The organism is Sphingomonas sp. ABOLH, assembly GCF_003951715.1.
Classification (GTDB): Bacteria; Pseudomonadota; Alphaproteobacteria; order Sphingomonadales; family Sphingomonadaceae; genus Sphingomonas; species Sphingomonas hankookensis_A.
The window spans coordinates 18416-41146 of sequence record NZ_QQWV01000023.1 but is presented as its reverse complement, the minus strand read 5'-3'; the positions used below and the strand labels follow the sequence as shown (position 1 = coordinate 41146).

The following is a 22731-nucleotide window of genomic DNA, read 5'->3' as shown; positions in this document are numbered from 1 at the left end:
GCCGCAGACTCAATGGCTTCGGCGATTGCGGAACCTTGGATCCCGGCCTCCACCGGGATGACGGGTGGGGCGGGCGAGGCCCGTCCGTGAGATGGCCTTTGCCGAACTGATCGCCGCGACGCACTTCTCGTTCCTGCGCGGGGCGTCGCCGCCGTGCGACATGGTCGGCCAGGCGAACGAGCTGAAAATGGCCGGGATCGGGATTGCCGACCGCAACACCGTGGCGGGGGTGGTGCAGGCGTTTCTGTCGCTCAAGAAGGCGAATGAGGGGCTGGTCGAGCAGGGATTGCCGCCCAACGACTTCGACCTCGTCGTCGGTGCGCGGCTGGTGTTCGCCGACGGGACGCCGGACATCGTCGCCTATCCAACCGACCGCGCGGCATGGGGGCGGCTGACGCGGTTGCTGAGCGGCGGCAATCTCAAGGCGAAGAAGGGGGAGTGCCACCTCGAATTGAGCGACCTGCTGACATGGCAGGAAGGGTTGCTGCTGATCGTCACCGCGCCGGATGCAGCGTTGCTGACGCGGCTTCGCGATGCCTGTCCGGGGCGGGTATGGCTGGCGGTCGCGATGCCGCGCGGCGGGCGCGATCGGCGGCGGCTGGCGGGGCGGATCGCGCTGGCCGGCAGGATCGGCGTCCCGTTGCTCGCGACCAACGACGCGCTCTATGCGACGCATGAGCAGCGGCCGCTGCACGATGTGCTGACCTGTATCCGCGAGGGCACGACCCTTGCCGCTGCCGGGCGCAAGCTGGCGGCGAATGCCGAGCGGCACTTGAAGGCGCCCGAAGAGATGGCGCGGCTGTTCCGCGATTGCCCCGAAGCGGTCGAGGAAAGCGTGAGGCTGTTGAGGCGGATCGAGTTTCGCCTGACCGACCTGAAGTACGAATATCCGCATGAGCCGGTACCGGCAGGGTGGGAGGCACAGGACTGGCTGGAACATCTGACGATGACCGCCGCGGAGGAGCGCTATGGGCCGGACCTGCCGGTCGGGGTGCGCAAGCGGCTGGATGAAGAGTTCGCGCTGATCCGCAGCCAGAAATATGCGCATTATTTCCTGACGGTCCATGATCTGGTCCGGTTCGCGCGGACCTGCGATCCGCCGATATTGTGCCAGGGGCGCGGGTCGGCGGCCAATTCGATTGTGTGCTTCCTGCTCGGCGTGACCTCGGTCGATCCGAACGAGCATGATCTGCTGTTCTCGCGCTTCGTGTCCGAACAGCGCGGCGAGCCGCCCGATATCGATGTCGATTTCGAACATGAACGGCGCGAGGAGGTGATCCAGTATATCTACCGCCGCTATGGCCGCGAGCGGGCCGGGATCGCCGCGACCGTCATCCATTATCGGCCAAGGAGCGCGGTGGGCGAGGTCGGCAAGGTGCTGGGCCTGACCCGCGACGTAACGCAGCGGCTGGGCAGTACCGTGTGGGGCAGCTTTGCCGGGCAGATGGAGGCGCGGCGCTATACCAGCGCGGGGTTCGACATCGACAATCCCGAGATCGCGCAGCTTCGCTGGCTGGTCGACCAGATCCTCGAATTTCCCCGCCATCTGTCGCAGCATGTCGGCGGGTTCGTGCTGACGCAGGGGCGGCTGGACGAGATGGTGCCGATCCATAACGGCGCGATGGAGGGGAGGACCTTCATCGAATGGGACAAGGACGATATCGACGCACTGGGGTTGATGAAGGTCGATGTGCTGGCGCTCGGCATGCTCACCTGCATCCGCAAGGCGTTCGACCTGCTCCGGCACCACGGGCTGGGCGAGCATGACCTGACCGTCGACCTGAAGGCGGACGACGCGGCGGTGTACGACATGCTGCACAAGGGCGACAGCATCGGCGTGTTCCAGGTCGAGAGCCGGGCGCAGATGAACATGCTGCCGCGGCTGAAGCCCACCTCGCTCTACGACCTGTCGGTGCAGGTGGCGATCGTGCGGCCGGGGCCGATCGAGGGGGATATGGTGCACCCCTATCTGCGGCGGCGATCTGGGCAGGAGGCGATCACCTATCCGTCGCCCAAGCCGCCACATGATCCGGACGAACTGCGCACCCTGCTCGGGCGGACCTTCGGCGTGCCGCTGTTCCAGGAACAGGTGATGAAGCTCGCCATCGTCGCCGCCGACTTCAGTCCGAACGAGGCGAACGAACTGCGCCGGGCGATGGCGACCTTTCGCAATCCGGGAACGATCGAGAATTTCCGGCGGAAGCTGATCGATGGCATGACCGCGCGCGGCTATGAACCCGACTTCGCCGAACGCTGCTTCCGCCAGATCGAGGGGTTCGGCAGCTACGGCTTTCCCGAGAGCCATGCGCTGTCCTTCGCGCGGCTGGTCTATGTGTCGTCGTGGATCAAATGCCATCACCCGGCGGTGTTTGCGTGTGCGCTGCTCAATTCGCAGCCGATGGGGTTTTACGCCCCGGCGCAGATCGTCCGCGATGCGCGCGATCATGGGGTCGCGGTGCTGGGCATCGATGTGAATGTCAGCGACTGGGATAACAAGCTGGAAGGATTAGCCTGTGATCGTCACCCTGCGTTTGATCCAGGGTCCCGCTTTCTTGTCGACGTCGCTGAAGAAGCGGGACCCCGGGTCAAGCCCGGGGTGACGGAGGAGGGGATACCCCTCGCGCTCAGGCTGGGGTTTCGGCAGATGGACGGGTTCCGTCAGCATTGGGCCGAGGCGATCGCCGCCGGGCGGCCCTTTGCCAGCGTCGAGGAACTGGCGCGGCGGGCGCGATTGCCGCAGCGGGCGCTCAGGCTGCTGGCCGATGCCGATGCCTTCCGATCGATCGGGTTCGACCGGCGTGAGGCGTTGTGGGAGGTGCGGCGAACCCCGGATGCCGAGCTGCCGCTGTTCGCCCATGCCAAAGCCGCCGAACTGGGCGCGGAGCCGGACATGACATTGCCCGCGATGCCGGCGGTCGAGCATGTCGTGACCGATTACCAGACGCTGCGGCTGTCGCTGCAGGGGCATCCGATGCAGTTCCTGCGCGGGCGGCTCGACCGGATGGGGGTGACGAGTTGCGCCGGGATCATGGCGGCGAAGGCAGGCGCGCGGGTCACCGCCGCCGGCCTCGTCCTCGTGCGGCAGCGGCCGGGCAAGGGCAATGCGATCTTCGTCACGCTGGAGGACGAGGGCGGCATCACCAATGTCGTGCTGTGGGCGCGATTGTTTGAGGCGTATCGGCGCGAGGTGATGGGCGCGCGGCTGATGCTGGTCGAGGGCGAGGTGCAGCGCAGCCGCGAGGGGATCGTGCACCTGATGGGCGCGCGGGTGTGGGACCGCAGCGACCTGCTCGACACACTGGGCGAGGCGCCGCCGCCGGTGCCGTCGTCGCGGGGGGACGAGGTGGTGCGCCCGGTCGCGTCGCGCCACCCGCGCGACGTGCGGCTGGTGCCGAAGTCGCGCGATTTCCACTGACATCGCCCAGCCGCCCGGCGTAGGACGGTCCTACTTTTTCGTCACCCCGGACTTGATCCGGGGTCCCGCTTCTTCCCCACGGTGGCGAGGAAAGCGGGACCCCGGGTCAAGCCCGGGGTGACGGAGAAAGAGCTGAAGGTCGATCGCTGCCTTGGAGGGCCATGAACGGGTTGCTGCTGTTCGTCGTCGCGATCGGCTATGCCGCGCTGCTGTTCGCGGTGGCGTGGGTCGTGCGGCGGCGGGGGATCGCGCCGGGGCGGCGGCGGGCGGTCTATACGCTGGGGCTGGCGGTCTATTGCAGCAGCTGGACGTTCAATGGCGCGGTCGGCAGCGCGGTGGCCGAGGGGTGGACCTATCTGCCGATCTATCTGGGGCCGGTCCTGCTGTTCGTCTTCGGACGGCGGTTGCTGGTACGGCTGGTGGGGGCGGTGCAGGCCGATGGGGCGACGTCGATCGCCGACTTTATCGGCGGGCGGTTTTCGCGCAGCCGAGGGGTAGCGGCTTTGGTGACGCTGATCGCGCTGACCGGGACCGTGCCCTATGTCGCGTTGCAGCTGCGGTCGGTCGCGACCAGCTATGGCGCCCTGGCCAACCTGGGCGACACGACGCGGCCGATGATCGTGACCGCGATCGTGCTGGCCGCCTTTGCCATCGGCTTCGGGACGCGCGGCGATGCCAAGGAGCGGGCCGATGGCGGGCTGCTGGCGGCGGTCGCGGTGGAGTCGCTCATCAAGCTCGCGGCCTTTGCCGCCGTCGCGCTGTTCGCGTTGTGGCTGGTCGTGGAGGCGGCACCGGCGGAGCGGGCGGCGGGGATGGCGCGGCTGGGCAGCGGCTTTGCCCGGCCACCGGCGGCCGGAGACTTCGCCATTGCGACGTTGCTGGCGATGGCGGCGATGCTGTGCCTGCCGCGCCAGTTCCATGTGACGGTGATCGCCGCGCACGACCGCCACGACCCGGCGCGGGCGCGCTGGCCGTTCGTCGCCTATCTGGTGCTGACCGCGTTGCTGGTCGTGCCGATCACTTGGGGCGCGCTGGTGCAGGGCGGCGCGACGCGGCCCGACCTGCTGGTGATCGCCATGCCGCTGGCCGCCGGAGCGCCGGCGATCGCGCTGCTGGGGTTCGTCGGCGGCTTTTCAGCGGCGACGGCGATGGTGGTGATGGAGACGGTCGCGCTGGCGACGATGGTGTCGAACGACCTGATCGCGCCGCTGTTGCTGCGCCACCCGCGCATGGCCGCAGCGGCGCATGTCGGGCGGACGCTGCTGTGGGTGCGCCGCGCCGTGATCGTCGGGATCATCGGCGTGGCGTTGATGAGCGCACTGCTGATCCCGATGACGCGCGGGCTGGCGACGATCGGGCTGGTCGCCTTTGCGGCGATGGCGCAGTTCGCGCCCGCGCTGCTGCTGGCGGTGGCCGGGGGTGGGCGCGATCCCTTGGCGGCCAAGGCGGGGCTGGCGACGGGCCTTGCCGGATGGACGCTGCTGCTGTTCGTGCCGACGCTGAGCGGAGCGCCGCTGCCGATCCCGGCGATGGCGGGGATGGGGGCGGTCGCAGCGGCGGCGGTGGTGACGCTGGCGGCGAACCTGATCGTCCACGCCGCCGTCGCCCTGTCGCGCGCGCCGCGCCTGCCCTTCGTCCGCGACGACCGGGTGCCGCCGGTGCGCGACCTGTCCGAGCTGACCCAGCTGGTCGCGCGCTTCGTCGGCGAGGAGCGGGCGAGGGCGGAGCTGGGCGAGGGCAGCCATGTCGATGCCCGCGCCGCGCGCCGGGCCGAACGGCTGGTGGCGCAGGTGGTCGGGGTGTCGTCCGCACGGCGGCTGGTGGCGTCCGCACTGTCGGGCGAGGGACTGGGCGCGGACGATGTCGCGCGGATGCTGGACGAGAGCGGGCAGAGCCTGCAATTTTCCAAGGGGCTACTCGCCGCCACACTGGAGCATATCGATCCGGGGGTCAGCGTGGTCGATGCGGAGCTGAACCTGGTCGCGTGGAACCAGCGCTATCTCGACCTGTTCGGGTTCCCGCCCGGCATGATCCGGGTCGGCGCGCCGGTGGCCGATGCGATCGCGTTCAATGCGCTGCGCGGTGATTGCGGCCCCGGAGAGGTCGACGACCATGTCGCGCGGCGGCTGGCGCATATGCGGCGGGGGACGCGGCACAGTTTCGAACGGGTGCGCAGCGACGGGCGGGTGCTGAAGACCGTGGGCGGGCCGATGCCGGGCGGCGGCTATGTCATGTGCTTTTCGGACATCACCGCCGAGGCGCAGGCATTGCGTGCGGTGGAGACGGCGCGGGCCGAGCTGGAGCGGCGGGTCGAGGAGCGGACCCGCGCGCTGTCCGACGCCAATGCCGCGCTGGCGCGGGCGACGGCGGACAAGACCCGGTTCCTGGCCGCCGCCAGCCACGACCTGTTGCAGCCACTCCACGCGGCACGGCTGTTCACGGCCGCGCTGGCGCGGGGGGCGGACGATCGGGCGAAGCCGCTGGCCGAGCGGATCGACCAGTCGATCGCGGCGGCGGACCAGTTGCTGCGGGCGCTGCTCGACATATCGAAGCTGGATGCCGGGGGGATCGTGCCGGTGCCGACGCGCTTCGGGGTCCGGGGCCTGCTGGTCGAGCTGGTCGACAGTTTCGCCGATCAGGCGCGGGCAAAGGGGCTGGTGCTGCGGATCGGGCCGGGGGATGCGGTGGTCGAAACCGACCGGGTGCTGCTGCGCTCGATCGTCCAGAATCTGCTGGGCAATGCCGTGCGCTATACCGCGCGGGGCGGGGTGATGATCGGGGTGCGTCGGCGGGGTGGCGTGGCGCGGATCGAGGTGGTCGACAGCGGACCCGGCATTGCCGAGGCCGACCGGGCGCGGGTGTTTCGCGAGTTCGAGCGGCTGGCGACGGCCGAGGATGCCGGGCTGGGGCTGGGCCTTGCCATCGTCGCGCGGACGGCGGCGTTGCTGGGGGCGGAGGTCGACCTGAACAGCCGGGTCGGGCGGGGGAGCCGCTTTGCGGTGACGCTGCCGATGGTCGAGGGCGTGGCGACGGCGGTGCCGGCGCGGGTGGCGGTGCGCGACGTCGGGCCGCTGTCGTGTCTGATCGTCGATGACGATGCCGGGGTCCGGCGCGCGATGGCGGCGCTGGCGGTCAGCCGGGGGCACCGGGTGCGGGTGGCAGCGACGGTCGAGGAGGCGCTGGCCGGGGTGTGCGAGGAGGTGGCGTTCGTCGACCATGATCTGGGCGGCGAGGTCGATGGGCTGGCGCTGATCGGGATGCTGCGCGCGGTCAGGCCGGCGCTGCGCGCGGCGCTGGTGACGGCGGATGCGAGCCGGACGCTGGCGGAGGCGGCTGAGGCGGTGGGCGTGACGGTGTTGCTGAAGCCGTTGGCGGGGGAGGTGTTCGACGCGTGGGTAGCCGCGCCGGGCGAGCAGTAGCGCAGCTACTGCAAGCCACCCGAGGCGCGGCCGGCCGGCGGCGCGGGGAGCGCCGTCCGACGGCACGGGCTTTGCCCGTGTCGGGGCCGTGCCACCAAGCCAAAGTTCACTAAGTTCACACTAACCGCATGTTTGCGAACGCGGGGAAGGAGGCGGTTGATGCCCCAGCCTTCGTTCTGGCGCCAGTTGTTTAAAGGTGCGTGTTGTTGTCTGCCACCAGTCCCCGAAACCCGCGGAAAATCGCCAAAGGTCACTAAGTTCACACTCGTGACGTGTTCGTCGCGGGGCCGGATGGGGCGCGGTGGGGTAGCGAAGCCGACGATGGGAAAGAGCGGGTTCGATACTGGCAGGTTGGTGGCTTGTAGGACAGGGTTTCCTGTGTGGGCGGGGAAGAAGAAGCGGGACCCCGGGTCGAGCCCGGGGTGACGGGGAATAGGGCCTAGCCCGTGACTTCCAGTCCGAGCGCGCGGGCGGCGACGGCGGCTTGCGTGCGGTTGCCGACGTCGAGCTTGCGCAGCACGGCGGTCATGTGGACCTTCACGGTCGTCTCGGCGATGCCGAGGTCGTGGGCGATCTGCTTGTTCAGGCGGCCGGCGAGGACGCCGAGCAGGACGCGAAGCTGCATCGGAGTGAGTGCGGCGACGCGGGCGGCCATGTCGTCTTCGGGTGCGGTGTCGGGGGCCATGCGGTCGCCGGCGAGCGCGGCGGCGATGGCGGCCTCGATCGATTCCAGTGCCGCATCCTTGCCGACGAACCCGACCGCGCCGAACCGGGCAACCTGGGCGAAGGCGGCGGCGCGATCGGCGCCGGAGACGACGAGGATGGGGACGTCGGGGGCTTCGGCATGGAGCAGGGCCACGCCGCTATAGCCGACCGCGCCGGGCATGTTCAGGTCGAGCAGGATCAGCGCGAGCTTGTCGGCGTCGCGAATGGCCTGGACCGCGCGGTCGAGCGAGCCGGCTTCGACGATATGCGCGTCGGGGCGGACTTGCAGGACGGCGAGGGTCAGGGCCTGACGGAACAGCGGGTGGTCGTCGGCGACGAGGATGGTGGTCATCGCGCGTTCTCCAGCGTCACCCCGGGCTTGACCCGGGGTACCGCTTTTTACCGACGGCAGAAGAAGAAGCGGGACCCCGGCTCAAGGCCGGGGTGACGAGAGTGGGCATCACGCCGGCCGGATACGCTCGGCGACCAGCGTGTCGACCACCGACGGATCGGCGAGCGTCGAAGTGTCGCCCAAATTGGACGTGTCGTTCTCGGCGATCTTGCGGAGGATGCGGCGCATGATCTTGCCCGAGCGGGTCTTGGGCAGGCCGGGCGCGAACTGGAGGGCGTCCGGGGTGGCGACCGGGCCGATTTCCTTGCGGACCCATTGCCGCAGTTCGGCGCGCAGGTCGTCGGTCGGTTCGTCGCCCGCGTTCAGGGTCACATAGGCATAGATGCCCTGGCCCTTGATGTCGTGCGGCATGCCGACGACCGCGGCTTCGGCAACTTTCGGGTGGGCGACGAGCGCGCTTTCGACCTCGGCGGTGCCCATGCGGTGGCCGCTGACGTTGATGACGTCATCGACGCGGCCGGTGATCCAGTAATAGCCATCGGCATCGCGGCGCACGCCGTCGCCGGTGAAGTATTTGCCGGGATAGGTGGTGAAATAGGTCTGGAAGAAGCGGTCGTGGTCGCCCCACACCGTCCGCATCTGGCCGGGCCAGCTGTCGGTGATGCACAGATTGCCCTCGGTCGCGCCCTCCAGCTCCTTGCCCTCGGCATCGACGATCATCGGTTGCACGCCGGGCAGCGGCTTCGTCGCGCTGCCGGGCTTCAGGTCGGTGGCATAGGGGAGCGGCGAGATCAGGATGCCGCCGGTTTCGGTCTGCCACCAGGTATCGACGATCGGGCAGCGCCGGTCGCCGACGACGCGGTGATACCAGTCCCATGCCTCCGGGTTGATCGGTTCGCCGACCGAGCCGAGGATGCGCAGCGATTTCCGGCTCGATTTCGTGACCCAGCTGTCGCCCTCGCGCATCAGCGCGCGGATGGCGGTGGGGGCGGTGTAGAAGATGTTGACGCCCAGCCGGTCGATCGTTTCCCAGAACCGGCCATGGTCGGGATAGTTGGGCACGCCGTCGAACATGACCGTCGTCGCGCCGTTCGACAGCGGGCCGTAGACGACATAGCTATGCCCGGTGACCCAGCCGATATCGGCGGTGCACCAGAACACCTCGCCGTCGCGATAGTCGAACACGTCGCGGAAGGTGGTGTGTGCCCACACCAGATAGCCGCCGGTCGTGTGGAGAACGCCCTTGGGCTTGCCGGTCGATCCGCTGGTATAGAGGATGAACAGCGGGTCCTCGGCGTCCATCGGCTCGGCCGGGCAGTCGGGCGAGGCGTCGGCGAGGAGGTCGTGGAGCCAGAAATCGCGGCCCTCGACCATCGGCACGTCGGCACCGCTGCGGCGGATGACGATGACGGTGTCGACGCCGGGGGCGTGGTCGAGCGCCTTGTCGACATTGGCTTTCAGCGGGATGCGCTTGCCGCCGCGACAGCCTTCGTCGGCGGTGATGACCAGCCGGCTGTCGCAATCGACGAGGCGGTTGGCGAGGCTGTCGGGCGAAAAGCCGCCGAACACGATCGAATGGATCGCGCCGATGCGGGTGCAGGCGAGCATCGCGGCGGCGGCTTCGGGCACCATCGGCAGATAGAGGGTGACGCGGTCGCCCTTCTTCACGCCCTTCGATTTCAGCACGTTGGCGAAGCAGCACACTTGGCTGTGGAGTTCGCGATAGGTGACCTTGCGCGTCTCGCCCGGTTCGTCGCCTTCCCAGATGATCGCGGTCTGGTCACCGCGCGTCTCGAGATGGCGGTCGAGGCAGTTGACCGACACGTTGGTCTGGCCATCGGCGAACCAGCGGATGCGGAAATCGGCCTCGTCGAACGAGGTGTCCTTCACCTCGGTATAGGGCCGCGACCAGTCGATGCAGCGGCCGCCCTCGCGCCAATAGGATTCCGGGTCCGCGACCGATGCGGCGTAGCGCGCGTCATATTCGGCCTTGTCCACCTGGGCGACGGCGTCGTGCGGGGCCGCGTGGATCGTCTGGGTCATGTTTCTCTCCTGTGCGCCTGATGTGCGGTCGCGGGTACGCGCGTCAAGCGGTCGGCCCCTACTACCAAGGTCGTACTGGCCGCCATGGCGCGTGCAGATGACACTGGCGCGGCACGAGGTGTGGCGACAGACTGCACCGGACAAGACGAGAGGATGCCGCCATGGCAGAGGCTGTAGCCGTGCCCCACAAGGGCCAGAACGAGAAGCTGGTGATCGCGGCGTCGTCGCTCGGCACCGTGTTCGAATGGTACGACTTCTACCTGTACGGGTTGCTGGCGACGTATATTTCGAAGCAGTTCTTTTCGGGCGTGAACGAGACGACCGGGTTCATCCTGGCGCTGGGCGCATTTGCCGCCGGGTTTGCGGTCAGGCCGTTCGGGGCGCTGGTGTTCGGGCGGATCGGCGATCTGGTCGGGCGCAAGAACACGTTCCTCGTCACGATGGGGATCATGGGCCTGTCGACCTTCGCGGTGGGCCTGTTGCCGAGCTATGCCAGCATCGGGGTGGCCGCACCGGTGATACTGGTATTGCTGCGTATCCTGCAGGGGCTGGCGCTGGGCGGGGAATATGGCGGGGCGGCGACCTATGTCGCGGAACATGCGCCCGATGGGAAGCGGGGGCTGTACACCAGCTTCATCCAGACGACGGCGACGATGGGGCTGTTCGCGGCGCTGCTGGTCGTGATCGGGTTCCGCACCGCGCTGGGCGAAGAGACGTTCGGCGGGTTCGGGTGGCGGCTGCCGTTCCTCGTGTCGATCCTGCTGCTGGGCGTATCGATGTGGATCCGGCTGCAATTGTCGGAAAGCCCCGTGTTCCTAAAGATGAAGGAAGAGGGCAAGACGTCGAAGGCGCCGCTGACCGAGGCGTTCCTGCGCTGGCCGAATTTGAAGGTCGTGCTGATCGCGCTGTTCGGCGCGGCGATGGGGCAGGCGGTGGTGTGGTATACAGGCCAGTTCTACGTCCTGTTCTTCCTCGAAAAGATGATGAAGGTCGATGGCGCGACGGTGAACGTGCTGCTGGCCATCGCGCTGGCGCTGGGGACGCCGTTCTTCGTGTTCTTCGGCTGGTTGTCGGACAGGATCGGGCGGAAATGGATCATCATGGGTGGCTGTGCGATTGCGGCACTCACCTATTTCCCGCTGTTCGGCGCGCTGACCGATGCCGCCAATCCGGCGCTGGCGGCGGCGCAGGTCGCGTCGCCGGTTCGCGTCACCGCGCATGACGCGGATTGTTCGGTCCAGTTCGATCCGATCGGGCGCAACAAGTTCGATGCGAAGAGCTGCGACATCGCCAAATCCTATCTGGCGAAGAACGGCATCAGCTACACCAATGTCGAGGCACCGGCGGGGACGATCGCGAGCGTCGCAGTCGGCGACCGCGTGCTGGTGGCGCCCGATCCGGCGAAGGTGAGCGGACCGGCGCGGGCGGCGGCGATCACCGCCTATCAGGGCGAGGTCGCGTCGGCGCTCAGCGCAGCGGGCTATCCGGCGAAGGCCGATCCGGCGGCGATCAACAAGCCGCTGGTGGTGCTGATCCTGTGGTTCATGGTGATCCTGGTGACCATGGTGTACGGCCCGATCGCGGCGCTGCTGGTCGAACTGTTCCCCAGCCGCATCCGCTATACGTCGATGTCGCTGCCCTATCATATCGGCAATGGCTGGTTCGGCGGGTTCCTGCCGACGACCGCCTTCGCGATGGTCGCGGCGACCGGCGATATCTATTACGGGCTGTGGTATCCGGTGGTGCTGGCGGTGGTGACGCTGGTGCTGGGGGTGCTGTTTTTGCCAGAGACGTTTCGGCGGAATATCCGGGATTAGGTACGACCGTTTGGCAAGATGTACCCCCGCGCAGGCGGGGGTCCAGGGCGGCATACGCGATCGTCGTTTGCCTGGCTCTGGACCCCCGCCTGCGCGGGGGTACGGTTGTGTCTGGGGTTTAGGCAAGGTGCCGATGCGGGTCCGAGCATCGCAAACTTCGTCACCCCGGGCCTGACCCGGGGTCCCGCTTCTCAACCACGGCCGCAGAAGAAGCGGGACCCCGGATCAAGTCCGGGGTGACGGTGGGTAGAGGTTCGCGATCAGCAACATCTTGGCGGGGCGCCGGGGCCGGTGCCGTAGCGCCTTGCCACCCGGTCGCGGTGGAATTCCTTGAGCGTCATGATCGGTTCGCCGGGGTGGTGCGCCGTGCGATGCGCGACGTAGCGGTCGTAATCGGGGACGCCGACCATCAGCCGCGCCCCCTCCGCCAGCTTATGCAGGAAGCGCATCGCCGACCTCCTGCGTGGTGGGGGTGGGGACGGCCTTCGCCTTGCGGATCGCGCCGATGCCATAGGCGAGGATCGACAGCACCACGACGATGAACAGCACGCACAGCGCGGCGTCGATGCGGTCGTTGAGGATGATCCGCTGCATCTCCGCCGCCGATTTGGCGGGGGCGAGGATATCGCCACGCGCCAGCGCTTCGGAAAAGACGTTGGCATGGGCGAGGAAGCCGATCTTGGGATTGGCGTCGAACAGCTTCTGCCACCCCGCCGTCAGCGTGCAGATCAGCAGCCATGCGGTCGGGACCATCGTCACCCAGGCATAGCGGTCGCGCTTCATCTTGAAGAGGAGGACGGTCGACAGGATCAGCGCGATGGCGGCGAGCATCTGGTTCGAGATGCCGAACAGCGGCCACAGCGTGTTGATCCCGCCCAGCGGATCAGTGACGCCGCTGTAGAGGAAATAGCCCCAAGCGGCGACGGCGAGCGCGGTGCCGATCAGGTTGGGGCCGAGCTTCTGCGTCTCCTTCATTGCCGGAATGAAGCTGCCGAGCAGGTCCTGGATCATGAAGCGGGCGACGCGGGTGCCGGCATCGACGGTGGTCAGGATGAACAGCGCCTCGAACAGGATGGCGAAGTGATACCAGAAGGCCATCATCGCCTGTCCGCCGATCACTTGGCTCAGGATGTGGGCCATGCCGACCGCGAGAGTGGGGGCACCGCCGGCGCGCGACAGGATGCTGCTCTCGCCGACGTCGCGGGCGAGCTGGTCGAGCATGTCGGGGGTGACGACGAAGCCCCAGTTGGCGATGGCGCTGGCTGCCGATTGCGCGGTGGTGCCGATCAGCGCGGGCGGGGCGTTCATCGCGAAGTAGACGGCCGGATCGAGCACGCAGGCGGCGATCAGCGCCATGATCGCGACGAAGCTTTCGGTCAGCATCGCGCCATAGCCGATGAAGCGCAGGTCGGCCTCGCTCGCCACCATCTTGGGCGTGGTGCCGCTGGCGATCAGCGCGTGGAAGCCGGAGACGGCGCCGCAGGCGATGGTGATGAACAGGAACGGGAACAGCTTGCCCGAAAAGGCCGGGCCGGTGCCGTCGATGAAGCGGGTGACAGCGGGCATCTCCAGGTCGGGGCGGACATAGAGGATGCCGAGCGCGAGGCCGGCGATCACCCCGATCTTGAGGAAGGTCGAGAGATAATCGCGCGGGGCCAGCAGCAGCCAGACGGGTGCTACCGAGGCGACGAAGCCGTATGCCATCAGGATCAGCGCCAGCGCCGGGCCGGAATAGGTGAACATCGGCGCGAAGACCGGCGAATGCGCCACCGGCTCGCCGCCGACGATCGCCGCCATCAGCAGGACGAAGCCGATCACCGACATTTCGGCGATCTTGCCGGGCCGCAGGAAGCGGCCATAGAGGCCCATCAGCACCGCGATCGGGATGGTCGCGAAGACGGTGAAGGTGCCCCAGGGACTGCCGGTCAGCGCCTTGACCACCACCAGCGCCAGCACCGCCAGCAGGATGATCATGATCATCAGCACGCCGACCAGCGCGATGGTGCCGGGGATCAGCCCCATTTCGCTGCGGATCATGTCGCCCAGCGACCGCGCGTCGCGGCGGGTGGAGAAATAGAGGATCAGGAAATCCTGCACGGCGCCTGCGAACACGACCCCGGCGAGCAGCCAGAGCGTGCCGGGGAGGTAGCCCATCTGCGCGGCGAGCACCGGGCCGACCAGCGGGCCGGCGCCGGCGATGGCGGCGAAATGGTGGCCGAACAGCACGCCCTTATGGGTCGGGACATAATCGAGCCCGTCGTCGCGGCGCACCGCCGGGGTCGGGCGGGAGGGATCGACGCGCAGCACGCGCGACGCGATGAACAGGCCGTAGAAGCGATAGGCGATGGCGTAGACGCAGAGTGCTGCGACCACGATCCACAGCGCGTTGACCGGTTCGCCGCGCATCAGCGCGATCCAGCCGAGCGCGATGGCGCCGACGATCGCCACGGCGGCCCAGCCGATCCGTTCGCGCGCGGTGGTCGGTGCGATCGGTGTGGTTGCGGTTGCCATCGGCGTCTCCCCTGTTTGGGATACTATTGGCGGAAGGGGGCGGGGGATGCCAAGGGTTTCGTCACACTTGGTTCACCCGTTTGCTTCGAGCGCAGGTTCGAGCTTGTCGAGAACCGAAGTCGAGAAGGGGGTGCCCCAAGCGACCGAGTTCTCGACGGACGCTTCTCGACAAGCTCGAAGCTGCTCGAACCGAACGGGTATGGAGAGGACTATGCCGAAACCACCCAACCGCTCTTTCCTGCTCGTCTGCCTCGGCAATATCTGCCGCTCGCCACTTGCCGAGGCGGCGCTGCGCGATGCGGCGGCGCGGGCGGGGGTGGCGATCACCGTCGATTCCGCCGGGACCGGGGCGTGGCATGTCGGGAACCCGCCCGATCCGCGGTCGCAGGCGGTCGCGCGGGCGCATGGCATCGATATTTCGGGCTATCGCGCGCGGCAGGTGACGGCGGCGGATTATCGGCGGTTCACCGATATCCTCGCGCTCGACGGCGATAATCTGGCGGAGCTGCGGCGGCGCGCGCCGAGGGATGCGACCGCGCGGATCGGCCTGCTGATGGATGCGGTGCCGGGGCGGACAGGGCAGGCGGTGGCCGATCCCTATTATGGCGATGCCGCCGGGTTCGAAGTGACATGGGCCGATGTGTCGGCGGCGGCGGAGGCGATCATGGCGGGGTTGCGGTAAGGCCGTCGCGTGACGTTTGCGGAGCGCGCGATCAAGGCTTCGCATTTCAGCCTGATCGCGCGCACTTTCGCGGCGACACCTGTCACCTGGCCGTACACGTCACCCCAGCGAAGGCTGGGGTCTTTCAGTAACCGCGCGGGACAGGAGCCGCGAGAGGCCCCAGCCTGCGCTGGGTGACGTGCGTGGTCGGGGGGCGGAGTTCAGGTCGGTCAGGTCGGACCAGCCCCCGAAAACGTACTACCCCCCGAACGAACGACCCCCACCCCAGCCGCCGCTGGAGCGCGCGCTCACCCGGCCGCCGAAGCCGCCGCGCGAGACGACCGAGCTGCGCGTCTGGATGCGCTGGGTCGTGACCGGGGTCGTGATCGCCTTGCTGCCGACATTGTAGCGATAGCCGTTGTTCGGGCTGAGATAGGCGCCCGAGCCGGTGTACCAGCCGCCGTCGCGGTCGCGGCGGTCGCGGTAGAGGCCGCCATAGGTGTAGCGCGACGAATTGTTGTTGAGGAGCTGCCCGATCAGGAAGCCGGTGAGCAGCGGCGTGAAGAAGCTCTGTCCGCCTTCGCTGCGGCGCTGGCACTGGGCGGCGCCGAACTGTTCCTCGCACAATTGCTGGCTGTCGAAGCGCGGCGCGGCCTTGCCGTCCTCGTTGAACGCCTTTTGCTGGGCGGCGACGCAGGTGTCGCGGTCGAACTGGCCGCTGTCGACGCATTGCTGCACCGTCTGGAACGCCGCGACCTCGGTCGGGGGGCCGAAGCGGGCCTGTTCGTTATTGTCGTCGCAGCCCGACAGCATCGCGACCGCGCCGACGGCGGTCAGGCCGGCAGCGACCGAGCGTTTGCGGCGGGGGGGCAGGGTGGTCATGGACAGGCCCTTCAATAGGTCATCGACGCGGCGTTGAGCAGCCCGACGCCGATCGAGGTCGCCGCGCTGTAGATCGCGCTGGCGACGTTGCCGCCTTCGATCCGCGCCGCCATGTCGCGCACGATCACGCGGCGGATGATGAAGGCGGCGACGATCTGGATCACGCCCGCCAGCAGCGCCCAGGCGGTGAATTCGACGACGCTGATCGTGACGCTGAGCGCCGAGGCGAGGGGGAGCGCAAAGCCGATGATCGCGCCGCCCAGCGCCACCGCCGCCGCGACGTTGTTCGCGGAGATCAGCGCGCGTTCGTCATAGGGGGTCGAGACCTGATACAGCCATTTGAAGACGGTCAGGAACAGGCAGGCAAGGCCGAAGGCGACGATGAAATGCACCGCCCCGTTCATGAAATAGGCAATATCGAACATCCCGTTCCCCTTCAGGCGTTGAATTCGGCAGGCAGCAGCGGCAGCCCGACCATGATTTCGTGCGTCAGGTCGCCGCCCTCGGGCTGCATCGCCAGCGCGAGCAGCAGTTCCTGTCCTTCGGGCGGGACCTCGCGGGCATAGAGCATGCAGGTCTGCTTGATATGGCGGACCGGGCGGGCGGTGCGTTCCTCATACACCGCTTCCCAGAGTTCGACCGGCGGCTGTACGCGGTCGTCGTCGGGGTACCAGAAACGGTCGAAGCGGGCGAGGCCGGGTTCATCCCACACCGGCTGCGACAGGCGGCCCCGGAACGCGCCGGTATCGGCCCAGTCGGTCGGATAGGTCGACGACCAGGGGCGGAACAGCGTGAAGTCGTCGGCGTCCGACCCGTCGGCGCGCTGGCTGACCGCCTGCAACATCAGTTCGTCATCGGTGTAGAACCGATGGACATGGCTGCCATCATCCAGCCGGATCAGCCCCTGCGCGGTGATTTCCAGCGTGTCGCGCTCGAGGGTGAAGGCCGCACCGGTCAGCCGCCGCCAGGCCAGCACGTCCAACCGCACCTGCCGCCCGATGGTGATGTTGCGGACCACCGCCACGGCGGGGGTTTCGTCCTTGGGAGCGCCGCCGAACAGGCTGCCGAAAATCATGCCGCGATCCTTGTGCGCGCGATGTAGAACAGCCGGTCGCCGGCCGCGACCTGACCGTCGGGGTCGAATACCGGCGAATTCTGTCCTGCGCCACAGCTGGCGACCAAAATTCCGCCCCTTGCGCGCAGATCGCGGGCGGCTTCGTCGAAGCTGCCGGCGGTGCGCGCGGTGGTGGCATAGAGCGTGCCGCCATCGTCGGTATGGCTGGCGAGCTGGGCGATCAGGCGGCTGGAGCCGGGGTCGCTCAGTGCCTTTACGACCAGTTCGACGGTCGGGGTCAGCACGACCTCCACCTGCGGGCAATGCGCGGCGAGCAGCCCGGCGGTGTCGGCATCGCGCAGGAAGCAGACGACATGACCGGTTTCGTTGAGCGCGGTGACCGCCAGCGTCGCCGCCAGCGTGTCCGGGTCGGACGGGCCGTAGACGATGACCCGCTCGGCGGTAGCGACTCCGGCGCGGCGCAGGTCGGCGGGGGCGGTGAGCGAGGGGACGCGCACGAAGCGGTGGGTCGCGGCGTCGACCGCCAATTCCTGCGTCGCGACCAGCACCAGTTCGTGACCCTGCCCGTCGGCGACGATCTCCGCGATCATGCGGGGCGTGCGGTCGGGGTCGTAGCCGACGAGGACGATATGACCACGCATCGCCTTATAGTCCCCCAACCCCAGACGCCGCCGACGCCAGCGCGCCGACACCCCGGCAAAGGCACGCGCGATCGACACGGTGAACAAAGCGATCGCGCCGGGCATGACGAACAGCGCGGTGACCACCCGCCCGGCATCCGATTTCGGCGACAGGTCGCCGTAACCGACCGTCGAGGCGGTCGTCGCATACCAGTAGAGATAGGCCGAAGGGCGCAGCAGGTCGGTTTCGCCGGCGAAGGACAGCAACTCCCACGAGATCGTCATGTGCAGCACCAGCAGCGCGAGCAGCACCCCGCGATGCAGTTCGCTGGCCGCGAGATAGAGCCGGCGAAGATAAGCGCCCAGACTGAATGGCTTCATTCCTCGACTGCCCCCGCACCTTGCTTTTTGGTCGCGCCTTATGCTTGGGGTGTCAAGCGCGGCCAACACACCGGGCCGGCGTTTCGGAGGGATGAATGGACGAAGCACCCCGTAGCTGGACGACCAGTGGCCTTGCCGAGGCCCTGCGCGGCGCCGAGTTTGCCGACGAACTGAGCGTCGAGCGGATCGAGCAGGCCGAACCGGTGCTCAAACTGACCATGCATCATTTCGGTGACCTCGCCATCTTCGCCTCGGTCGCGGGTGAGCAGATCATCGTGTCGACGCTGTTGTGGCCGGTCGACGAACAGGCGGACCAGCACGCGTTCAACCGGTTCCTGCTAAAGACGCAGAAGCTGGTGCCGCTGTCGAATTTCGCCATCGCCGAAGTCGGCGGACGCGAATATTATGAACTGGTGGGTGAGCTGTCGGTCGAATCGTCGCTGCGTACCGTGCTGATCGAACTGCGCGTGCTGGCGCAGAATGCGATCGAGGCGGCGTCCGAGCTGCGCACCGAATTTGCCGCGTAACGGAGTTTAGTCGATGTCGATGTGGAAGAATCTGGTCGCGCTGGTCCGCGGCACCGCGCATGAAACCGGCCAGTCGATCGTCGATGCCAAGGCGCTGACGATCCTCGACCAGCAGATCCGCGACGCCGGATCGCTGCAGGCGAAGGCGCGCGACGATCTGGCGACGCTGACCGCCAAGCGGCGGATGATGGAAAAGGAGCTGGAGGCGCTGACGTCGCAGCGCGACAAGTATGAATCGTCGGCCCGCGCGGCGATGGCGCGCGGCGACATGGACCTGGCGCGCGAAGTCGCCCAGCGTCTCGCCACGATCGAGCAGGAACAGTCGACCAAGACGCCGCAGATCGCCGACATGCGCGCGGCCGAGGACAAGATCCGCGGCATCATCAAGACCGGCGACAGCAAGATCGACGCGCTGCGCCGCGAGGTCGACGTCGTCCGCGCGAACGAGAGCGTGCAGAAGGCGCAGGCCTCGGTCGCCAGCAGTTATGGCGGGGCGACGGCGTCGCTGGGGTCGGCGGCGGACAGCCTGGCGCGGTTGAAGGAACGCCAGGCGATCCGCGAGGAGAAGTTCAAGGCGCAGGCCGAGCTGGAGGACATGCGCACCGGCGCCGACCTCGATGCGAAGCTGCAGGCGGCGGGGCTGCTGCCCGGCCATAGCAGCGCCGACGACATCCTCGCGCGCCTGTCGCAGCCCAAGGACGCCGCGCCGCGCCTGTCGGACGGCACGCGCGACGGCGGGACGATCGGGCGCGATTGATGGAACGCCGCACGGTCGCCCCCCGTCCCGACTGGCGGGCGACCGCCGAGCGGATGGGATTCACCTTCCACCATCAGGACGGGCAGAAATATTGGGAGGAGGAGGCGTGGTACGCCTTCTCGCTCGACGAGGTGGAGCAGGGGATCGAAGGCCCCAGCGCCGAACTCCATGCGCTGTGCCGCGATCTGGTGGACGAGGTGGTCGGCAGCGACGCGCTGATGCACCGCCTCGCCATTCCCGACGATATGCGCGACGTGGTGGCGGCGTCATGGAAGGCACATGCGCCGTCGCTCTACGGGCGGTTCGATTTCGCGTTTGACGGTTCCGGTCCGGCCAAGCTGCTGGAATATAACGCCGACACCCCGACCAGCATCTTCGAAACCGCGCTGTTCCAGTGGCAATGGCTGGAGGATCGCATCGCCGACGGCACGCTGCCGGCCGGCGCCGACCAGTATAACCGGCTGCACGATGCGCTGGTCGAGCGCTTCGGCGCGCTGTTCACGCGCGGCAGCACGGTGCATTTCGCGTCGGTCGACGATCATGTCGAGGATCGCCAGACGGTCCGCTATCTGGAGGATGTCGCGCGGCAGGCGGGGCTGGACCCGGCGTTCGTCGCGATCGACCGGATCGGCGTCGACGGCGACGGCGCGTTCGTCGATGGCGACGACGTGCTGATCGCGGCGCTGTTCAAGCTGTATCCGTGGGAGGATATGCTGCGCGAGCCGTACGCCAAGCAACTGGCGGCGACGAAGACGCTGTTCTTGGAGCCTGCGTGGAAGGCGTTGCTGTCGAACAAGGGGATTTTGCCGCTGTTGTGGCAGCGGCATAAGGGGCACCCGAACCTGCTGCCCGCCGCCTTTGCCGATGATGCGGCGGCGCTGGCGGAGATTGGCGATGCCTATGTGCGCAAGCCGATCTTTTCGCGCGAGGGCTGGGATATCGAACTGGTCGATGGCAGCACCACCGCGCGCGGGCCGGATGGCGGCTATGGCGAGGAGGGGCATGTCGTGCAGGCGCTGGCGCGGTTGCCGGTGTTCGATGGCAATCATGCGGTGGTCGGATCGTGGATCGTCGGCGACGAGGCGGTCGCGCTGTCGGTGCGCGAGGATGACGGGCCGATCACGCGCGATCTGGCGCGGTTCGTGCCGCATGCGATTGTTTGAGGGGGGCGGTTCTCTCACACGCTCCGTCGTTCCGGCATGGTGGGTCGCGGGTTCGCTCTCCGCAAACGCTCCGTCATTCCGGCGTAGGCCGGAATCCATGGATGTGCCACGTAGCGTTTTTGTCGATGCCGCCCGACACAATGGATCCCGGCCTCCGCCGGGATGACGATGGGGGCGCGGCGGTGCGTCACCCACTCCGTCGTTCCCGCGGAGGCGGGCACCCATTGCCGCTGACGATCATGATGGAGCCGCAGCGTTGCGTGTATGGATTCCCGCCTTCGCGGGAATGACGATCAGGGTGCGGGAATGACGATTAAGACAGGAGTGCCCGCAACGCGGCCTCCAACGCCACCACATTCCCCACGATCCGCAGCCTTTTCACCCGGCTAGGTTGCCCCGCAACCAAAGTCACCGATCCTCGCCCGACCCGCAGCTGCTTCGCGACGAAGCGCACCACCTCGTCATTCGCTGCGCCGTCGACCGGCGGGGCGGCCACCCGCAGGCCGAGCGCGGTCGTGTCGCCTTCCAGCGCCACGACGCCGGTGACCGCCGTCTTCGACGCCTTCGGCGTGGCGCGGATCGTCAGCGTGGCGCCGTTGGTGTCGAGGGTGAAGGGATCGCGCATCGCCCAACCCTTGCCGTCGCGGCGGCCGAGGATGCAAGTCGCTTGGCACAAAGCGGCGCGCGGCGCATTCACCCGTCATGGCATCCTCACCCGTAACGACCGCGACCGCGACGCATAGCTCGCCGTTGTCGATCCCGATCTTTCGCGCCATCTGGATCGCGTCGATGGCATCGAACTTCGGCGGGCTGATCCAGTCGGTCGGCGCGTCGTGGATGATGACGTCGCTGGCCGCGTCGCCGCAGATGATCGCGCTGGTCCAGGCATCGACCACGCTGCCGATCATGCTGCTGTCGCTCTGGGCCGGGGCGGTCGCCGACAATCTCGACCGGCGGCGCGTGATGCTGGCCGCGCAGAGCTTCATGCTGACCGTGTCGGTCGCCCTGGCAGTCTGCGCGTGGCTGGGGTGGCTGTCCCCATGGCTGCTGCTGTCGTTCACCTTTCTGATCGGGTGCGGCACGGCGATCAACGGGCCGGCGTGGCAGGCATCGGTCGGCGACATGGTGCCGCGCAGCGTCCTGCCCAGCGCGGTCGCTCTCAATTCGATGGGCTTCAACATCGCGCGCAGCGTGGGCCCGGCGTTAGGCGGGGCGATCGTCGCGGCGGCGGGGGCGGCAGCGGCGTTCCTGACCAATGCGCTCAGCTATATCGGGCTGATCGCGGTGCTGGCGCGGTGGAAGCCGGACTATGCGCCGCGCCTGCTGCCGCGCGAGACGCTGGGCCTCGCGATGGCGGCGGGGGTTCGCTACGTCCGCATGTCGCCGTCGCTGCGCACGGTGCTGATGCGCGCCGCCCTGTTCGGCATCGCCGCCAGCGCGGTGCCGGCGATGATGCCGCTGGTCGCGCGCGATCTGGTGACCGGCGGGCCGTTGACCTATGGCGCGCTGCTCGGCGGGTTCGGGGCGGGTGCGGTGCTGGGCGCGCTGGGCAGCGTGCGGTTGCGGCGGCGCTGGAGCCCGGAGCGGCTGGTGCGGGTCGCGGCCACCGTGCTGGCAAGCGGCGGGGCGATCGTGGCGATCAGCCCGTGGTTGCCGCTGACGCTGGTCGCGCTGGTGCTGGCCGGGGCGGGGTGGGTGTCGGCGCTCAGCACCTTCAACGTATCGGTCCAGATGGCGGCGCCGCGCTGGGTCGTGGCGCGGGCACTGGCGCTGTACCAGATGTCGGCGTTCGGCGGGATGACCATCGGCAGCTGGCTGTTCGGATCGCTCGCCGAACGGTCGGGCGTGCAGGAGGCGTTGCTGGCGGCGGCCGCGGTGCAGATGCTGAGCGTCGTCGCCGGGTTCAGGCTGCCGTTGCGCGATATCGAGACCGCCAATCTCGCCCCGCGCGGCTGGGAGACGCCGGATACCGAGGTGCCGGTGGAGGCGCGCTCCGGCCCGGTGGTGGTCACGATCGACTATCGCATCGCGCAGGAGGATGTGATGACCTTCCTGAGCGTGATGAACGAACGGCGGCGCATCCGGCGGCGCGACGGGGCGCATCACTGGGCGTTGCTGCGCGACCTGAACGATCCCGAGCTGTGGATCGAACGCTATCATGTGTCGACCTGGCTCGACTATATCCGCCACAACCAGCGCCGGACCGAGGCGGACCGGGCGAACAGCGAGGCGCTGCTGGCGCTGCACCGGGGCGACGGTCCGCCACGCGTGCACCGCATGATCGAGCGCCAGACCGGATCGCTGCCGATCAGCCGTCTGTCCACCCCGCGCGAGATGGCCGATCCGCTGACCGATCCGACCCGGTCGAACTGATATTGAACACTGTTATTTTTATGATAGCTT

At 68.1% G+C, this 22731-nt stretch carries 17 protein-coding genes; 8 read left to right on the top strand and 9 right to left on the bottom strand.

Annotated features, from left to right (window positions below; translation table 11 throughout):
- Window positions 1–91: 91 nt before the first annotated feature.
- On the top strand, window positions 92–3415 hold the full coding sequence (locus tag CA237_RS11900) for an error-prone DNA polymerase (protein ID WP_066688257.1): 3324 nt from the start codon (window positions 92–94) through the stop codon (window positions 3413–3415).
- A gap of 161 nt (window positions 3416–3576) precedes the next feature.
- Entirely contained in the window at window positions 3577–6834 is a 3258-nt protein-coding gene (locus tag CA237_RS20145) for a PAS domain-containing hybrid sensor histidine kinase/response regulator (protein WP_066688258.1), read from the top strand.
- A gap of 439 nt (window positions 6835–7273) precedes the next feature.
- Here the strand turns inward: CA237_RS20145 and CA237_RS11890 are convergent, their stop codons facing one another.
- Window positions 7274–7891 carry a response regulator transcription factor gene (locus CA237_RS11890; protein ID WP_066688263.1) on the bottom strand — a complete coding sequence of 206 codons (618 nt, stop codon included), beginning with the start codon at window positions 7889–7891 and terminating at the stop codon, window positions 7274–7276.
- 108 nt (window positions 7892–7999) lie between these two features.
- Entirely contained in the window at window positions 8000–9934 is a 1935-nt protein-coding gene (gene acs, locus CA237_RS11885) for an acetate--CoA ligase (RefSeq protein WP_066688265.1), read from the bottom strand.
- Window positions 9935–10095: 161 nt separating this feature from the next.
- Here acs and CA237_RS11880 point away from each other — a divergent pair, with 161 nt between their 5' ends.
- On the top strand, window positions 10096–11751 hold the full coding sequence (locus CA237_RS11880) for an MFS transporter (protein WP_066688267.1): 1656 nt from the start codon (window positions 10096–10098) through the stop codon (window positions 11749–11751).
- 260 nt (window positions 11752–12011) lie between these two features.
- Here CA237_RS11880 and CA237_RS11875 read toward each other — a convergent pair whose 3' ends face one another.
- Together CA237_RS11875 and CA237_RS11870 are read right to left on the bottom strand one after the other, a co-directional pair.
- Window positions 12012–12200: a YbdD/YjiX family protein gene (locus CA237_RS11875; protein WP_066688269.1), complete on the bottom strand. Its 189-nt coding sequence runs from the start codon at window positions 12198–12200 to the stop codon at window positions 12012–12014.
- A complete protein-coding gene (locus tag CA237_RS11870) occupies window positions 12184–14262 on the bottom strand; it encodes a carbon starvation CstA family protein (RefSeq protein WP_066688271.1) in 2079 nt (692 codons plus the stop codon). The genes CA237_RS11875 and CA237_RS11870 overlap by 17 nt, the downstream gene beginning before the upstream one ends.
- Window positions 14263–14473: 211 nt before the next feature.
- Here CA237_RS11870 and CA237_RS11865 point away from each other — a divergent pair, with 211 nt between their 5' ends.
- On the top strand, window positions 14474–14944 hold the full coding sequence (locus tag CA237_RS11865; protein ID WP_066688275.1) for a low molecular weight protein-tyrosine-phosphatase: 471 nt from the start codon (window positions 14474–14476) through the stop codon (window positions 14942–14944).
- Window positions 14945–15181: 237 nt separating this feature from the next.
- On the opposite strand, the gene CA237_RS11860 is transcribed toward CA237_RS11865, so the two are convergent.
- Genes CA237_RS11860 through CA237_RS11845 form a run of 4 tightly spaced genes read right to left on the bottom strand, consistent with a single transcriptional unit; the run spans window position 15182 to window position 17881 of the window.
- On the bottom strand, window positions 15182–15805 hold the full coding sequence (locus tag CA237_RS11860) for a DUF1190 domain-containing protein (RefSeq protein WP_066688277.1): 624 nt from the start codon (window positions 15803–15805) through the stop codon (window positions 15182–15184).
- 11 nt (window positions 15806–15816) lie between these two features.
- Window positions 15817–16230 carry a DUF350 domain-containing protein gene (locus tag CA237_RS11855; RefSeq protein ID WP_066688279.1) on the bottom strand — a complete coding sequence of 138 codons (414 nt, stop codon included), beginning with the start codon at window positions 16228–16230 and terminating at the stop codon, window positions 15817–15819.
- 11 nt (window positions 16231–16241) lie between these two features.
- Window positions 16242–16880: a DUF2491 family protein gene (locus CA237_RS11850; RefSeq protein ID WP_198158485.1), complete on the bottom strand. Its 639-nt coding sequence runs from the start codon at window positions 16878–16880 to the stop codon at window positions 16242–16244.
- On the bottom strand, window positions 16877–17881 hold the full coding sequence (locus CA237_RS11845; RefSeq protein WP_066688285.1) for a potassium channel family protein: 1005 nt from the start codon (window positions 17879–17881) through the stop codon (window positions 16877–16879). The genes CA237_RS11850 and CA237_RS11845 overlap by 4 nt, the downstream gene beginning before the upstream one ends.
- Window positions 17882–17976: 95 nt before the next feature.
- Between CA237_RS11845 and CA237_RS11840 the strand changes: the two genes are divergently transcribed.
- From CA237_RS11840 to CA237_RS11830, 3 genes are read left to right on the top strand one after another with little or no spacing between them, the layout of a single operon-like run.
- The gene (locus CA237_RS11840; protein ID WP_126014201.1) at window positions 17977–18408 is read left to right on the top strand and encodes a YjfI family protein; all 432 of its coding nucleotides are present in this window, start codon (window positions 17977–17979) and stop codon (window positions 18406–18408) included.
- Window positions 18409–18421: 13 nt separating this feature from the next.
- Complete coding sequence (locus CA237_RS11835; RefSeq protein ID WP_066688289.1) at window positions 18422–19165, top strand: PspA/IM30 family protein; 744 nt, start codon at window positions 18422–18424, stop codon at window positions 19163–19165.
- The gene (locus tag CA237_RS11830; RefSeq protein WP_066688290.1) at window positions 19165–20328 is read left to right on the top strand and encodes a glutathionylspermidine synthase family protein; all 1164 of its coding nucleotides are present in this window, start codon (window positions 19165–19167) and stop codon (window positions 20326–20328) included. Before CA237_RS11835 ends, CA237_RS11830 begins: the two co-directional genes overlap by 1 nt.
- Before the next feature lie 313 nt (window positions 20329–20641).
- On the opposite strand, the gene CA237_RS11825 is transcribed toward CA237_RS11830, so the two are convergent.
- Window positions 20642–20953, bottom strand: coding sequence for a DUF167 domain-containing protein (locus CA237_RS11825; protein WP_126014198.1), 312 nt, complete (start codon window positions 20951–20953; stop codon window positions 20642–20644).
- A gap of 77 nt (window positions 20954–21030) precedes the next feature.
- Here CA237_RS11825 and CA237_RS11820 point away from each other — a divergent pair, with 77 nt between their 5' ends.
- A complete protein-coding gene (locus CA237_RS11820) occupies window positions 21031–22701 on the top strand; it encodes an MFS transporter (RefSeq protein WP_066688293.1) in 1671 nt (556 codons plus the stop codon).
- Window positions 22702–22731: the final 30 nt, after the last annotated feature.